The following is a 15,974-nucleotide window of genomic DNA, read 5'->3' on the forward strand; positions in this document are numbered from 1 at the left end:
AATCCAGTGTTGTGCGGAAATGAACGAAATTTTCGGAGATTCGAACAGAAATGTGTAATCGGATCGTTTTCAGTAAGGCCAATGCAGCATGGTTTTTTTGATTTAGACGTAAATGAATGAAATTGGCATCATGAAGAGACCCTGACGGTCTCTAATTGCAGAGCAGCAGGAGTTGCTCATTAAAATTTTTGCACTATATGATTCAATTTGGAAAAATAAATTCATGAAGAAGCTGATCCTACTTTTTTGTCTAGTCCCACTTGTACTAAGTGCTCAAATTAAGTTTGAGAGCAGTTGGAAGGAGGCCCTTTCGAAATCTCGCATGACAGGCAAACTGATTTTTCTGGATGCATATGCGGAGTGGTGCGAGCCTTGTAAGGAAATGGAAGCGTATACATTTACAGATCTTGAAGTAGCGAATTATTATAATGCCAATTTCATCAACGTTCACCTTGACATGGAAGGTTATCCAGGAGTGGAACTTGCTGAAGATTATTCTGTTGGTGTCTTTCCTTCTTTCCTCTTTATCAATGGAAATGGGGAAGTGGTACATCGAGGTTGCGGTGCGATGGATGCTAGCCAGTTTTTGAATTTAGGTGAGGATGCCTTGATAGATTCCTTGACGCTGCAATCCATGGAGATTCGGTTTGACAAAGGTGAGCGTTCCGCCGACTTCCTGATCGGCTACCTGGAGCTTTTGGAAGATGCATGTTTGGATGCTGAGCGTTTTGCGGCGGGTTATCTTAAGAATATTGAACTGACTAAGCTCAAAGAAGAAACACCATGGGAAGTATTTGCTGCTTACCAATGGGATATCTACAGCCGTGAGTTTCAGTATTTACTTAACAATAGAGAAGTCTTCGAAGCGTCTATCGGTCAGCGAATAGTGAATGCCAAACTCTATGATACTTACTTGTCACAATATCAGGAAGTGTTTGAAGCGGAGGAGCTCCATGATTACGGAATGCGAGCTTTACTGCATTCATTCAAGGATGTTTCGTTTACCGGCGCTGATACCTTGCGACTAATGATGAATCTGCATTATGCTGAATTTAAGGAAAATTGGGATGAGTACGCGGCACACGCAGTGGAGCTGGTGGGCATGACGGAAATGAGTGATGCGGAACAGCTAAATGAGCTTGCGTGGAAGTTTTACCTTTTTGTAGAAAATAAGAATCAACTGGAAATTGCATCCTCCTGGGCGCAACAGGCAGTAGATAAACAGCCTGAGCCTTCGATTATTGATACGTATGCTTCACTCCAGTTTAAACTGGGTAATAAAAAGAAGGCTATAGAGCTTGAAAAGCGTGCACTGGAGCTAGCCAAAGAGCTCTACGATGATATTTCACACTACGAGTATCAACTCAAGAAATTTGAAGGCAACTAAATAAACTTGCATTCGCACTTGCAACATTTTATCAAAGGTTAGGTCTCTTATGTAAGGACAACAAACCTGAGATACTATGTTTAAAAATACGTTTCTTACCTCATTTAGAGCTTTATGGAAAAGCAAAAACACTTTTTTTCTAAATATCCTAGGACTCTCAATCGGTATTTGTGCTTGCATTCTAGCCTACCTGCATGTCGACTATGAACTGAGCTACGACACTCAGTATGCTAAAAAATCTCAGATCTACCGCGTGGTTGTCGGCAATATGGAAACAGGTGAAGGCTGGGTGAAAGTCTCAGCGCCTGTGCCGCCTAAGCTGAAGAAAGATATTCCTGAAATTGAATCGTTTGCCCGACTGACAGAGTACTCATACAACAAGAAAGTGGCGGTCAAGTATGATGACATGGTTTTCAATGAACGCAAAGTATTCATGGCTGACCCCGAAATTTTTGAAATGCTGGATATTGAATTCCTGAAGGGAGGAGTCACTGCAGAAGTTACGAAGAAATCCATTTTTATTTCTGAGACCGCAGCGAATAAGTTGTTTAAGGAAATCAATCCATTGGGAGAGGTGCTGACGGTTAATGGCGATGCAGACTATGCAATTAAAGGAGTGTTTAAATCCATGCCGGTTAATAGTCACCTTGAGATGGACTATATAGTTCCTTTTGATAATCTGGAGGATGTCTTACCACATACGAGCCTAACCGCCAATTGGGGGCAGTTCAACTATTTCGCATATGTTCAATTGGCACCGTCGGCTAACCTCTTTGAGGTAGTAAATAAGATCAAATCCACAGTCGTAGAATTTGGGGACGATCAAGAGATGCGCTTTGAGGAACTTACATTGCAGCCTATTCAAGATATTCATTTCCAGGCAAGTGATGGTAATGTGAAAGCATCGTATGACACCCGATACCTGTTTATTTATGTGTCCATTGCATTGGCCATTTTCATCATCTCCATCATAAACTTCTTAAACCTTTCAATCGCAAGCTCGACCAAACGAATCAAAGAAGTAGGAATTCGAAAGGTGATGGGGGCGAGCAAGAGGCAGATAGTAGGTCAGTTTGTGGTGGAAGGGCTGATTCTTTCTACAGTTTCTATCTTGTTTGGAATACTACTTTCTGAAAGTGCTCTTCCTTTCATAAATAATCTGGTTGGTTCGCAGAGCTTCCTGGATCTGTCAGATCCTTTATTGATTTCCATGCTTGCGGGATTGGCGATTTTCATCGCCACGATTTCCGGATTCTATATCACGTTTTTTGTGATTTCATTCCATCCTATCACAGCGCTGAAGGGAATCATCAAAATTGGGTCCAAAGGCCTTGGATTTAAGAATGGTCTTTTGATTGCACAATTTGTAATGTCAAGTGTGTTGATCATATCATCCGTGCTGATTTACAAACAGTTGACTTATCTGCAAACAACCGAGCTGGGATTGGAGGAGGAGCAGGTACTCTCCATTGAACTATTTGATGAAAATTCGAGAGAAAAAATGAAAGCTCTTGCAAGCGAATTGGAGCAAATTCCGGGAGTAGTAAGTACGGGTGCTTCCAGATTTACTCCTGGCAGTCCTAACTGGAACAATTCAGTATCCTGGGCTGGACAGAAAGAAAATATCAACTGGCATATCATTGAGGTGGGACCCGGATTTCTTGAAACCTATGGAGTAACACTCATGGCTGGTGATATCAATGCCATCAATTCCCAGGTAGAAACTTCCTCATATGTGTATTTGGTAAACGAGGCAGCGGTGGAATACGCTCAATTTGAAGAGCCTTTGGGGCAGGTGATTGCTGCATTTGGAAGCCAGTCAAATGCACCGATCCAAGGAGTGGTAAAAGACTTTCATTATCAATCACTTCACAACTACATCGAGCCGATGATGATGAGGGTGCTGGACGATTCCCGCCACAACATACTATCGTTGAAGCTATCGAGTAACGATTACACACGATTATTGAATGATATCAAAGAAACACATGCACGTGTTCTGGGCAATGTTCCGTTTGAATACGCCTTTGCTGATGATCAATTTGAAGCACTCTACAAAGTAGAGGAGCAGACAACACAGTTGGTTGGGCTTTTGACAGGAGTGGCCGTAATGTTGGCGATTCTTGGAATGTACGCGTTGCTAAGTTTTGCAGTAAAGGAACGAACAAAGGAAATCGCAATTCGAAAGGTCCTTGGCATCAAACTTTTTGGAACGTTGTTCTTATTGAGTAGAAAATATTTCAAGCTCTTGCTTGTTTCCAATGTGATCGGTCTGGCCGTGACCTGGTATTTGATAGAGCAATGGCTCACAAATTTCAGCTATCACATTCCGTTGAGTATCTACAGTATGATTCTGATTTCATTGTCTACTTTCTTGATTGTAATTTTAGTTGTTTGCTCTAAAACAGTGCAAACAGAACGGATCAATCCTACAGATGCCTTAAGGAATGAGTAAAAAAACGAGCGCCTGAATTATCGGGCGCTCGTTTTCTGTTTTATTCATCTCTCAATGAATTGACAGGATTGGATAATGCCGCATTAATGGATTTGTAGCTGACAGCAACCATTGCAACAATAAGAGCTCCAAGTCCGGCAAATAGGTATACCAATAAGTTGTCAATACCCCAGAGGTCTATCCTGTACTGGAAATCACTGATCCAGTTTTTCACAAAGTAAAAGGCAATCGGCCAGGCAATCACATTGGCCAGGATGATCAGCAATACAAATTCTTTCATAAGGAGTTGTACAATTTGTCTGATCGTGGATCCAAGTACTTTTCTCACACCAATTTCCTTCTTGCGCTGCTCTACCATAAAAAAGGAGAGCCCAAACAAGCCAAGAGCAGATATGACGATGGAAAGGAAAGTGAAGGTGTTTACCAGGTTTGCGAAAAGCTCATCAGAGGCATAGATCTCATCAAACTCCTGATCGAAAAATTGATAGTCAAATGGGTAATTTGGAAAAACACCATTCCATTCAGCCTCAAGGAAGTCTAAAGTTCCTCTGATATCATCAGGGCTTACTTTCACCACCAATGTACTATTCGGTCCCGGGTTATAGAAAATCATCAGCGGTTCGATCTTGTGTCGCATGCTGGAGAAGTGAAAATCTTTGATTACGCCGATTACTTTTCTGGTTGTATTGTTTTGACCGAAAACCAGATTTTTCCCAACGGCCTCATCCCATCCAAGTGACTCCATCATGGCTTCATTAATGATAATAGACTCCTGCTGATCCGAGCCAAAACTTGGATCATAATTTCTGCCAGCTGACATTTCCATTCCCATGGCGTCTACATAATGCTCATCCATTGACATAACACTTACAATCCAGGGTTCGTCCTGATTGCCACCTTCCACGTTTACCCCTGACCTTCCAAAAGTATTCCCGGGCATATTATTTGAATATGCTGTAGCTGTGATGTTGGTATTGCTTTCTAGAAGTTGTTTATAGCTATCCATTCCATCTGCAAGTCCAGGATCGCCGATATTGATATTGACTACTTGCTCCTTTTCAAAGCCCAGGTGCTTGTTTTTAATGTAGTCTATTTGCTTGGATACAATAAGGGTTGTACAAATCATCCCAATAGCGGCGACAAATTGCAAGACCACCAATGTTTTTCTAAGCCAAATTCCTTTAGAACTCGTTTGGAAACGACCTCTCAGTATGTTTACTGATTTGATGCTTGAAAGGATAAATGAAGGATAAACTCCCGCCAATACCCCAACAATAATTGCGAGTAGGAGGTAACCGGCAATAAGAATAGGAGCATTGCTTACAAGAGTGATGAATTCAATATTTAAACTTAAATCAGTATACGTAGTAATAGTATATACCAGACCTAACGAAAGAAGCATTGCAATAACTGCCATCAGCACTGATTCTATCATATGCTGGCTAATCAGCAAAGCTTTTGAACTACCTACTACTTTTCTAATTCCAACTTCTTTGGCTCGGGTAGTGGACTGTGCTGTGGTCAGATTTACAAAATTGAATGCGGCGATAAGTAGTATAAATAGTGCGACACCTGAAAGTGCATACACATATACCTGATCACCTTTTTCTATATGATAGAAGTCAAACAAGATTCCGGCTGAGCCCAGATGGATATCTTCCAGTGGTTGGAGTTGCGGGATCCAAAAGTCGTTTACGTCATTGGCCAGAGCGATATCAGCCATCTTTTTTTCCACTTCCACTTCATCTGATCCTTCTGCTAATACGGCATATCCTAACATTCCCAGACCACTCCATGAATTGATATATTGTGCGAAAGATGAGTCGGATTGAGCAGGATAAAGAGACAGTAACGCGTCAAACCCAAGGTGCGATTTTTGGGTGATGTTTTCCATTAATCCCACCACTTCCCATGATTGATTGTTGATGGTTAATACCTGTCCCACACTTTCCTGGTCCGGGCCAAAAACCTTCTCTGCATATGCTTCAGTAAGAATAAGCTTGTGTGGCTGATTAAACTTTTCAAGAGTCTCTTCGCGATTTCTTACAGGTAAGTCGAAGATTTCGAAGAAATCATTTTCAACATATAGCGCGTACTCTGAATAGTATCCCTGATCCCCCTTTTCCATTCGCTGTTCTCCGCCATACATCATTCGGGACGCTATTTCTATCTCAGGTATTTCGGTCTCAGCTGCTTCGGGCATTCTTGGGTTAGAGATCGCCACCTGATTACTCGTGACTCCAAGTGCCTCATCGATAGTGGTGAAACGATAGATCCTACTGGACTTGGAATGCCATCTGTCGTATGAAATTTCATTGTATACGAATAGCGAGAGAATGACAAAAGTTGAGAAGCCTAAAATCAAGCCGAAAGCATTGATTGATGTGGATAGTTTGTTTTTCCTGAAGCTTCGCAGAGCAATGAGTATGAAAGTCTTTAGCATAGTATTTGAGTTTTGAGTCAGATTAAGCTAGCGACAATACTTACTCAGAGCAATAATGGTTACACAAATGGATTTGGTTTGGGATGGAGGGTGTTAAAAAAATGTTAAAAAGGGTTTGAGCATAAAAAAAGCCTGCTCAGAGAGCAGGCTTTGAATATAATTTCATCAAGCATTAGCTAATGCCGCTTTTTAGGTACTCGCGGTTCATGCGAGCGATGTTCTCTAGCGAGATGCCTTTCGGACATTCTACTTCGCACGCTCCGGTGTTGGAGCAATTACCAAAGCCTTCTTCGTCCATTTGCTTCACCATGTTTTGAACACGTTCCTTTGCTTCTATTTTACCTTGAGGAAGCAATGAAAGCTGAGATACTTTCGCTGAGACGAAAAGCATAGCTGATGCATTCTTGCAAGAAGCAACACATGCTCCACATCCGATACAGGTTGCGGCATCAAATGCCTTGTCTGCATCATGCTTATCGATAGGTATTGCATTCGCATCTTGGGTGTTTCCGGAAGTGTTCACACTAACAAAACCTCCGGCATTCATTACACGATCGAAAGCACTTCTATCCACTACCAAGTCTTTGATTACCGGAAAAGCCTTAGCTCTCCATGGCTCGATGTAGATCGTTTCTCCATCCTTGAATTCACGCATGTGCAATTGACAGGTGGTGATTTCTCTTCCAGGCCCATGTGCCTCACCATTGATGTACATAGAGCAGCTACCACAAATCCCTTCTCTACAGTCGTGATCAAATGCTACAGGCTCTTTGTCCTCAGCGATGAGTTGTTCGTTCAATATGTCCATCATTTCCAGAAAAGAGCTATCTGGCGAAATACCCGAAACCGGGTAAGTTTCCATTTTGCCTGTCTCCTTATCGCTTTTCTGTCTCCAGACTTTCAGTGTTAAGTTCAATCCTTCTTTTGCTGACATAATATCTTATTTATAGGAACGTGTTTTCAGTTCTATGTTTTCGTATTTCAAATCCTCTTTATGAAGCTTCGCCTTTGATGGCTCACCGGTATATTCCCAGGCTGCTACATAGGTGAAGTTCTTGTCATCTCTCAAAGCTTCACCTTCTTCAGTTTTATATTCCTCACGGAAATGACCACCACAAGACTCATTTCTTTCCAGCGCATCTCGAGCGAAGAGTTCTCCAAGCTCTAGAAAATCAGCTACTCTGCCCGCTTTTTCCAGCTCTTGGTTGATTCCATCTGATGATCCAGGTACACTTACTTCTTTCCAGAATTGCTCTCTGATTTCTTTGATCTCAGCGATCGCTTCTTTCAATCCTTTTTCACTTCTGGCCATTCCGACTTTATTCCACATTACTTTTCCAAGACGCTTGTGGAAATAGTCTACAGAATGTTTACCCTTGTTGTTTATGAAAAAGTCAACTTGTTCTTTCACACTTTTCTCTGCTTCTTCAAATTCTTTAGAGTCCGTTGGAATGGCTCCTGTTCGAATATCTTCAGCCAGATAGTCGCCTATGGTGTAAGGAAGCACAAAATATCCGTCTGCAAGTCCTTGCATTAAGGCAGAAGCTCCCAATCGGTTGGCTCCATGATCTGAGAAGTTTGCTTCTCCAATCGCGTAGCATCCCGGGATAGTTGTCATCAGGTTGTAATCCACCCAAACGCCACCCATAGTATAATGCACCGCAGGATAAATCTTCATCGGTGTTTCGTATGGATTATCCGCCGTAATCTTTTCGTACATCTGGAAGAGGTTACCGTATTTGGCTTCTACCACTTTTGTTCCAAGCTTTTTAATATCTTCCTGGGAGGCGTTGTGAATACCTTTTACGTTTACTTCTTCTTGCCCGTATCGCATGATTGCTGCACTGAAGTCAAGATAAACGGCTTCACCTGTTTCATTTGTCCCCACCCCAAAACCTGCATCGCAGCGTTCTTTGGCAGCTCGAGAAGCTACATCTCGTGGCACAAGGTTACCAAATGAAGGATATCTTCTCTCTAGATAGTAATCACGATCTTCTTCCTTCAAGTCGGTAGGTTTTAGCTTACCTGCCCTGATAGCTTCGGCATCTTCTTTCTTAGCAGGAACCCAAATACGTCCGTCATTCCGCAATGACTCGGACATCAGGGTCAATTTTGACTGTTGATCACCATGCTGCGGAATACAAGTTGGGTGTATCTGAGTAAAGCAAGGATTTGCAAAGTACGCTCCTTTTTTGTGGATTTTCCATCCTGCCGAAACATTGGATCCCATTGCGTTGGTCGATAAGAAGAAGACGTTTCCGTATCCTCCCGAACCCACAACCACTGCATGTGCCGAATGTCTCTCCAGCTCTCCAGTCACTAAGTTTCTTGCAATGATCCCTCTAGCCTTACCATCTACCATCACCAAATCCATCATTTCATGACGATTGTACATGGTGATTTTCCCTTTTCCTATTTGTCGGGACATTGCCGAGTAAGCACCGAGCAATAGCTGCTGACCAGTCTGGCCCTTGGCATAGAAGGTTCTTGAAACCTGTACACCTCCGAAAGATCGGTTATCCAAAAGCCCACCGTAATCTCTGGCAAACGGAACTCCTTGAGCAACGCATTGATCGATGATGTTGGTTGAAACCTCCGCGAGTCGGTATACATTGGCTTCCCTTGAGCGGTAATCTCCACCCTTTACTGTGTCGTAAAAAAGTCGATAGGTTGAATCCCCATCGCCTTGATAATTTTTCGCAGCATTTATTCCACCCTGAGCAGCAATTGAGTGTGCCCTTCGTGGGGAATCCTGATAACAAAATGCTTTTACATTGTAGCCTAGTTCAGCAAGAGTTGCTGCGGCCGATCCACCAGCTAATCCTGTCCCAACTACGATCACATCAATGGATCGTTTGTTAGCAGGGTTTACTAGTCGAATATTGTTTTTATGGTTGGTCCACTTTTCAGCGATTGGACCTTCTGGTATTTTAGAATCTAATGTTGACATGCCTCTTATTTCTTAAAGGGAATTGACATAATGAAAAACAGCGATGAAAATGAATCCGGCAGGAATCAAGATTGCATACGCACGACCGATTTTCTGTACGGCCGGAGTGTATTTATCATGCCGGGCCCCCATCGATTGGAATGCAGATTGAAAACCGTGCAATAAGTGCAAAGCAAGAAATACAAAGGATAAGCTGTATACAATCACTCGTCCTGGACTCGCAAACATGTGCACTACTTCTTCGTAATACCTATTCGGATCTTCAGGCTTAAACTCTATGTATTTGTAATTCATTTCGGGAATCCAAAAATCATAGAAGTGGAAAAAAAGAAAGAGTAGGATAAATAATCCACTCCAGATCATATTCCTTGACATCCATGAAGAATTGGCCGCTCCGTTGTTTTTTGCATACTTAACTGCACGTGAATTCCGATTTTTAATTTCTAATATAAATCCCATGATGAAGTGGAATACTACTCCAAACATGAGTATTGGCTGCATTACAAATTGAATAACGGGATTCGTGCCCATAAAATGGGAGAGCTCGTTAAACGTTTCTTCACTTAAGACAGAGGTGAAGTTTATCATGAAATGCTGCAATAGAAATATGATCAGGAATAGGGCAGAAAGTGCCATGGCAAATTTTCTACCAACGCTGCCTGAAAAAAGTTGCTTGCTCATTTAATTAAGGTTATTGGATTTTCGCCAAAGGTAATTTCTGAAAGCTTGTCTGGCAATCTTAATTCCTTTTTTGACTGGTTCTAAATAATAATGCACTTACAAGTAAGTAATAAAACTTTAGACATTGTTTAGAATAATAACCAATGGCGCACAATTCTTGTTCGGTAATTGTACGTTCTGTTTTAAAAGCTTTTAGTTTTACAATGATTTAATTGGGTACTATGCGATATTTAAAGTGTTTCCTCTTTTTCATTTTCACATCAATCGTAATTGTTGCAAATGCAACTCACATTCGCGCTGGCGAGGTTATTGCAAAAAGAGTTTCAGGCCTGACCTATCAATTTACCTTTATTGGATATCGTGATATTGAGGGAGTTCCTTTCGGAGATGGAACATTCGATTTTGGAGACGGAACAATTTTTGGTGGGGAAAATGGAGATAGAATTCCATGGGAAAACATTGAACTAATAGGAGAAGGTGTAGAAAAATGGGAGTTCACCTTAACCTATACTTATGCTGGAGGCTCCAATTATTTGGTCAGCTACAGTGAGAATTACAGGAATGCCAATATCCAAAATATTTCAGGTTCTGTAAGCACCACCTTCTATGTAGAAACCTTAGTGGTGGTGGATGCCCTAATCGTAAACAGTACACCATTTTTCACAGTTCCGCCAATTGATCAAGGAGTAGTAGGTGGAATTTTTGAGCACAACCCAGGCGCTTTTGATCCGGATGGGGACAGCCTTTCTTACTACTTCACAACGCCAAAGCAAGCTGAAGGCCTAAATGTAAATGGCTATCAGTCGCTTATTGATCCTTCCTTCTACACGAATTTCAATGAAGGAAACCAAGCTAAAGATGGTCCGCCGACACTAACCATTGATCCGATAGATGGCACGTTGGTATGGAATTCACCCGGAGGTGCAACGATACCAGATCAGGAAAACAGAGAATTCAATGTTGCCTTTGTGGTAGAAGAGTGGAGGAGGATCAATGGACAACTCATACGGCTAGGTTTCGTCACGCGCGACATGCAAATCATTATTTGGAACTTTGAAAACGACCCGCCTGAATTGGAAATTCCTCCAGATACATGTGTCGTGGCAGGTGACACGCTATCGGCTTTCATCATTGGGACTGACCCCGAAGGAAACCAAGTAAAACTTGAAGCTTTTGGTGGACCTTTTGAGATTTCACCTTCCGCTACTTTTAGTCCGGATCCAGCAGTATTTCAAGATTCTCCAGCATTACTTGATTTTGAATGGAGAACTGATTGCAGCCAGGTGAGAATGGCTCCCTATGAGGTACAATTCAAAGCCACGGATGATCCAATAATCCCTGGAATTCAAAACCCACCCGGACAAGTGAATTTTGAAACATGGCGTATTACTGTTGTCGGGCCACCACCTACTGGCCTGACAGTTCAACCAAGTACAGGAAGAAGTATGGAGCTCAACTGGGATGGTTATTCGTGCCCCAATGCAGATTCATTACAAGTTTGGAGACGGGTGGGAGAATTTGATATTGATCCCAACTGTAATCCGGGTATACCGGCCAATTCCGGCTATCAATTAATCGAAACGCTAGGTGCATCAGAAACTGCTTTCCGTGACACTAATGATGGAGTAGGGCTGTCACCTGGATCCAAATATTGCTATAGGCTTGTGGCTACATTTCCAGATCCGGCTGGAGGGCTTAGCATAGCCTCTGAAGAGGCATGCGATAGCTTACTGATTGATGTTCCTATTATTACCAATGTAGATGTTAAGGAAACGAGCGCGACGAATGGACAAATCGAAGTAAGATGGACTCCACCATATCAGATTGATGCAAGCGCGTTCCCTCCAACCTATACTTATGAAGTACTTAGAAAACAAGGTCAGGGTTTTGATGGAGCATTCACTTCGGTAAGAGCAGCATCAGCAGACACCACCTTTACAGATACAAACCTGAATACGGAAGATTTATCATATTCGTATCGGATAGTCTTGTATGACAATACTAATCAACGGGTTGATACATCCCAGCAGGCATCTTCGGTGAGACTAGAGCCTACTTCTTTGGTTGGAGCTATTCGACTGAATTGGGAGGCTAACGTACCATGGTCCAACAGCGTCCAGGAGTTTCCGTACCATTATATCTACAGGGATAATGTTTTAAATGGAGATTTAAGTGAATTACAATTGATTGACTCAGTAGATGTGACTTTGGGTGGATTGACTTATTTGGATGATGGAAAATTTAATGGCATTACCCTGGATGAGGAAGTTGAATATTGCTATTTCATCACCACAAGTGGATCATATGATAATGATCTTCTCCCTGCACCGTTGATCAATAATTCACAAATCATTTGCGCACAACCAAATGATACCATTCCACCTTGTGCTCCCTTTTCCATTACATTCAATAGTAGCTTGGATTGCGAAACGCAGGCAGCATGTCAAACCAGAGGAGGAAATTCTGGTGTAGCATTGGTAAACGCATTCTCGTGGGAATTTAATGGTGATCCAGCCTGTGATAATGATATTCAATTCTTCAGAATCTATGCTTCCAGTGAGGGTGAAGATGGGAATTTTATTCTGTTAAGCGAGACGACGGGCACCGAGTTTTTCCACAACGATTTGAGTACGTTAGCATATTGCTATTATGTGACAGCAGTTGATAGATCGGGTAATGAAAGCCAAATTTCGGAAATCGTTTGCAACGACAATTGCCCTCAGTATGTTCTTCCAAACGTATTTACTCCCAACGGCGATAATTGGAATCAAACATTCAGACCTATGCAGGATCCCGGTTCTTGTCCCCGTTTTGTCGAGCAAGTGGTTTTCAAGGTGTTCAACCGTGCAGGAACAGAAATATTCAGTCACGATTCTTCAGAACCTGAGAAAACGATCTTCATTGAATGGGATGGCACTTTAGGAGGCGGAAAGGAAGTACCTGCTGGTGTTTATTACTATTCTGCTGAGGTGAAATTTACAACGCTGAACCCTGAAGAGGCAATCAAGGTTATTACTGGGTGGGTTCAAATCATACGATAAGAAAGCCGGTTATCTTGTTCGATGGAGTTTGCAATCTTTGTGATTCATCTGTTCAGTTCATTATTAAGCGAGATAAGAAGGGAAAATTCGACTTTGCTTCACTTCAATCAGTCTACGCCAAGGAGCATTTACCAAGCAGCTTTACCAAGGAGGAGGATCTAAGAAGCATCATTCTTCAACAAGGAAATAATATAAAAGTCAAAAGCACTGCTGCACTTACTATCGCTAAGAATTTATCCGGTCTTTGGCCGGCTCTCTATGCTTTCATTATAATTCCCCGGTTCCTAAGAGATTGGGTGTATGATATCATAGCTAAAAACCGATATAAATGGTTTGGAAAGAAAGATCAATGCATGATTCCGTCACCAGATTTGAGAAGTAGGTTTATCGATTAAATTGATTAGCTACTTTTGCAACGAATAATAATTAACCAATGAGTAAAGCATACGTTTTTCCGGGCCAAGGGGCCCAATTTTCTGGGATGGGTAAGGAACTTTATGACAACCATTCCGCAGCAAAAGAAATGATTGATCAAGCCAACGATATTCTAGGTTTTGATATCAAGAATATTATGTTCAATGGCTCTGATCAGGAATTGAAACAAACCAAAGTAACCCAACCGGCGGTTTTCATTCACAGTATAGCCGCAGCGCTTACCTCGGATAACTTTAATCCTGATATGGTAGCGGGCCATTCGCTCGGGGAATTTTCCGCATTGGTAGCCAATGGCGTGCTCAGTTTTGAAGATGGGCTTTCTCTTGTTTCAAAACGAGCTCTCGCAATGCAAAAGGCATGTGAGAGGCAAGAGTCTACTATGGCAGCTGTTCTGGGATTGGATGATGCTATTGTAGAGAAGGTTTGCGGTGAAACTTCCGGAGTGGTAGTTGCTGCCAATTATAATTGTCCTGGACAGCTGGTAATTAGCGGTGAAGTTGCTGCTGTAAACGCCGCTTGTGAAAAATTGAAAGAAGAGGGAGCTAAGAGAGCTTTGGTGCTCCCTGTTGGTGGTGCTTTTCATTCTCCATTGATGGAGCCAGCCAGAGAGGAGCTTGCAGAAGCTATCCAAAATACCAACTTCAACGCACCAAAATGTCCGGTCTATCAAAATGTTGACGCAAAAGGGTACACAGATGTAGACAGTATTAAGAAAAACCTTGTACTTCAGTTGACCTCCCCAGTAAGGTGGACACAATGTGTTCAAAACATGATCGCAGATGGAGCGACGAGCTTTACCGAGTGTGGTCCTGGAAAAGTATTACAGGGGTTAGTTATGAAGGTGAATAGAGAAATGTCAGTACAAGGAATTTCATGAAGTTTTCCAGAGCCATATTGATATTATTTATTGGAGCAATTCTAATTGGCTCGGAAGGATGCCGCAAACGACCCTCTTCCTCGCATCAAAAAAATAAAAAGAAAGTAAAAAGAGGCAAGCCTATTCCTTGCCCAATTAAAGATTGTTGATGAAAATAGTTATTGCCATCGACGGCTATTCAGGTACCGGTAAAAGCTCAACCGCTAAACAAGTGGCATCTCGTCTGGGTTATACCTACATAGATAGTGGAGCCATGTATCGGGCGGTCACATATTTTTTTCTTGCCAATAACATAGACTTTAAAAAAATCGATATCGCAGAAAGTTTGAAAAACTGTACGATCAATTTTGAAGGACCTTCAATTTATTTAAATGGCGAATGTATCGATCATGAAATAAGAACAATGGAGGTAAATCAGAATGTGAGTGCTGTAAGTACAATTTCTGAAGTGCGGACAAAGCTAGTGGAGCAGCAACGAGAAATGGGACAGAAGAAAGGAGTAGTAATGGATGGAAGGGATATCGGCACTGTAGTGTTTCCTAATGCCGAACTAAAAGTCTTCATGACTGCCGATACTGACATTCGGGCTGAGCGAAGAAGAAAAGAGCTAGAGAAAAAAGGTATACATGAGTCAATAGAAGGAATCAAGTCAAACTTGATTGAGAGAGACAAAATTGATAGTAGCCGAGAGGACAGTCCACTTAAAATGGCCAGCGACGCAAAAGAGATTGATACTTCTCATCTAACTTTGGATGAACAGATCAATAAAATTATAGTAATGGCAGAATCAATAATTTATGCTAGTTGAAATAGACGAAAATTCCGGTTATTGCTTTGGAGTAGAGTTCGCCATTCAAATGGCAGAGGATGAAATGGCAGAAGGCCAGGAGCTCTTTTGTTTGGGGGACATTGTGCATAATTCCATGGAAGTTGAGCGATTGTACAATAAAGGATTGCGAACCATCACACGAGACGAGCTTAAGGATCTTAAGGATTGCAAAGTTTTAATTCGTGCACATGGTGAGCCACCAGAAACGTATCAAATTGCCATTAAAAACAATATTGAATTAGTAGATGCTTCTTGTCCAGTGGTACTCAAGCTGCAAAATAGAGTGAAGAATGCTTACGATCTGACGAAAAGCAGAGATGGTCAATTAGTGATTTACGGTAAGCCGGGACACGCAGAAGTAATTGGTCTTACAGGACAAACTTCAAATGAAGCGATCATCATAACAGACTTTGAGGATTTAAATAAAATTGATTTCTCAAGACCAATTACACTCTACTCGCAAACAACCAAGAGCACCAAAGGATTCTACAGTATAAAGGAAGAAATCGAAAATCGCATTGAAAAGGAAGGTTTATTATCAGTAGCAGATGATTTCAATGCCAATGATAGCATTTGTCGCCAAGTCTCTAATCGGGAACCACACATGGAGAAATTCTCGCAAAAGCACAATGTGATCATATTTGTTGCTGGCCGGAAAAGCTCCAATGGAAAAGCACTATATAATGTGTGTCTCACTAATAACCCCAGAAGCTATTTTGTAGAAAGCGAAAAAGAAATCGATCTTTCGTGGATTCAATCAGGTGATTCAGTCGGAATTTGTGGTGCTACATCAACACCAACGTGGTTAATGGAACAAGTAGCCAACTACTTGAAAAATAATGAACCAGTATTGGCCGATTGATCAAACCAATTGAA

General features: G+C 41.8%; 11 protein-coding genes. 7 read left to right on the forward strand and 4 right to left on the reverse strand.

Annotation, left to right across the window (positions count from 1 at the left end; translation table 11 throughout):
* Positions 1 to 223 precede the first annotated feature (223 nt).
* The gene (locus tag ACL8WY_RS15525; RefSeq protein ID WP_436515672.1) at positions 224 to 1,387 is read left to right on the forward strand and encodes a thioredoxin fold domain-containing protein; all 1,164 of its coding nucleotides are present in this window, start codon (positions 224 to 226) and stop codon (positions 1,385 to 1,387) included.
* A 76-nt stretch (positions 1,388 to 1,463) separates the two neighbouring features.
* The gene (locus tag ACL8WY_RS15530; RefSeq protein WP_436515673.1) at positions 1,464 to 3,842 is read left to right on the forward strand and encodes an ABC transporter permease; all 2,379 of its coding nucleotides are present in this window, start codon (positions 1,464 to 1,466) and stop codon (positions 3,840 to 3,842) included.
* Positions 3,843 to 3,882: 40 nt separating this feature from the next.
* Here ACL8WY_RS15530 and ACL8WY_RS15535 read toward each other — a convergent pair whose 3' ends face one another.
* From ACL8WY_RS15535 to ACL8WY_RS15550, 4 genes are all read right to left on the reverse strand, one after another.
* Positions 3,883 to 6,285 (reverse strand): ABC transporter permease, encoded by a 2,403-nt coding sequence (locus ACL8WY_RS15535; RefSeq protein ID WP_436515674.1) that lies wholly within the window; start codon positions 6,283 to 6,285, stop codon positions 3,883 to 3,885.
* Positions 6,286 to 6,457: 172 nt separating this feature from the next.
* A complete protein-coding gene (locus ACL8WY_RS15540) occupies positions 6,458 to 7,201 on the reverse strand; it encodes a succinate dehydrogenase/fumarate reductase iron-sulfur subunit (RefSeq protein WP_436518066.1) in 744 nt (247 codons plus the stop codon).
* 24 nt (positions 7,202 to 7,225) lie between these two features.
* The gene (locus ACL8WY_RS15545; protein WP_436515675.1) at positions 7,226 to 9,235 is read right to left on the reverse strand and encodes a fumarate reductase/succinate dehydrogenase flavoprotein subunit; all 2,010 of its coding nucleotides are present in this window, start codon (positions 9,233 to 9,235) and stop codon (positions 7,226 to 7,228) included.
* Positions 9,236 to 9,247: 12 nt separating this feature from the next.
* Positions 9,248 to 9,916: a succinate dehydrogenase cytochrome b subunit gene (locus tag ACL8WY_RS15550; protein ID WP_436515676.1), complete on the reverse strand. Its 669-nt coding sequence runs from the start codon at positions 9,914 to 9,916 to the stop codon at positions 9,248 to 9,250.
* A gap of 221 nt (positions 9,917 to 10,137) precedes the next feature.
* Between ACL8WY_RS15550 and ACL8WY_RS15555 the strand changes: the two genes are divergently transcribed.
* The 5 genes from ACL8WY_RS15555 (at position 10,138) to ACL8WY_RS15575 (ending at position 15,960) form a co-directional block, all read left to right on the forward strand.
* Entirely contained in the window at positions 10,138 to 12,957 is a 2,820-nt protein-coding gene (locus ACL8WY_RS15555; RefSeq protein ID WP_436515677.1) for a gliding motility-associated C-terminal domain-containing protein, read from the forward strand.
* A complete protein-coding gene (locus ACL8WY_RS15560) occupies positions 12,936 to 13,352 on the forward strand; it encodes a thiol-disulfide oxidoreductase DCC family protein (RefSeq protein ID WP_436515678.1) in 417 nt (138 codons plus the stop codon). Before ACL8WY_RS15555 ends, ACL8WY_RS15560 begins: the two co-directional genes overlap by 22 nt.
* Before the next feature lie 38 nt (positions 13,353 to 13,390).
* Positions 13,391 to 14,269 carry an ACP S-malonyltransferase gene (gene fabD / locus ACL8WY_RS15565; RefSeq protein WP_436515679.1) on the forward strand — a complete coding sequence of 293 codons (879 nt, stop codon included), beginning with the start codon at positions 13,391 to 13,393 and terminating at the stop codon, positions 14,267 to 14,269.
* Between the two features lie 148 nt (positions 14,270 to 14,417).
* Entirely contained in the window at positions 14,418 to 15,077 is a 660-nt protein-coding gene (gene cmk, locus ACL8WY_RS15570; protein ID WP_436515680.1) for a (d)CMP kinase, read from the forward strand.
* Positions 15,067 to 15,960, forward strand: a complete 894-nt coding sequence (locus ACL8WY_RS15575) for a 4-hydroxy-3-methylbut-2-enyl diphosphate reductase (RefSeq protein WP_436515681.1) — start codon at positions 15,067 to 15,069, stop codon at positions 15,958 to 15,960. Before cmk ends, ACL8WY_RS15575 begins: the two co-directional genes overlap by 11 nt.
* Positions 15,961 to 15,974 lie beyond the last annotated feature (14 nt).

Origin of the sequence: Ekhidna algicida (assembly GCF_051379705.1) — a bacterium.
In the GTDB taxonomy this organism is placed as follows: Bacteria; Bacteroidota; Bacteroidia; order Cytophagales; family Cyclobacteriaceae; genus Ekhidna.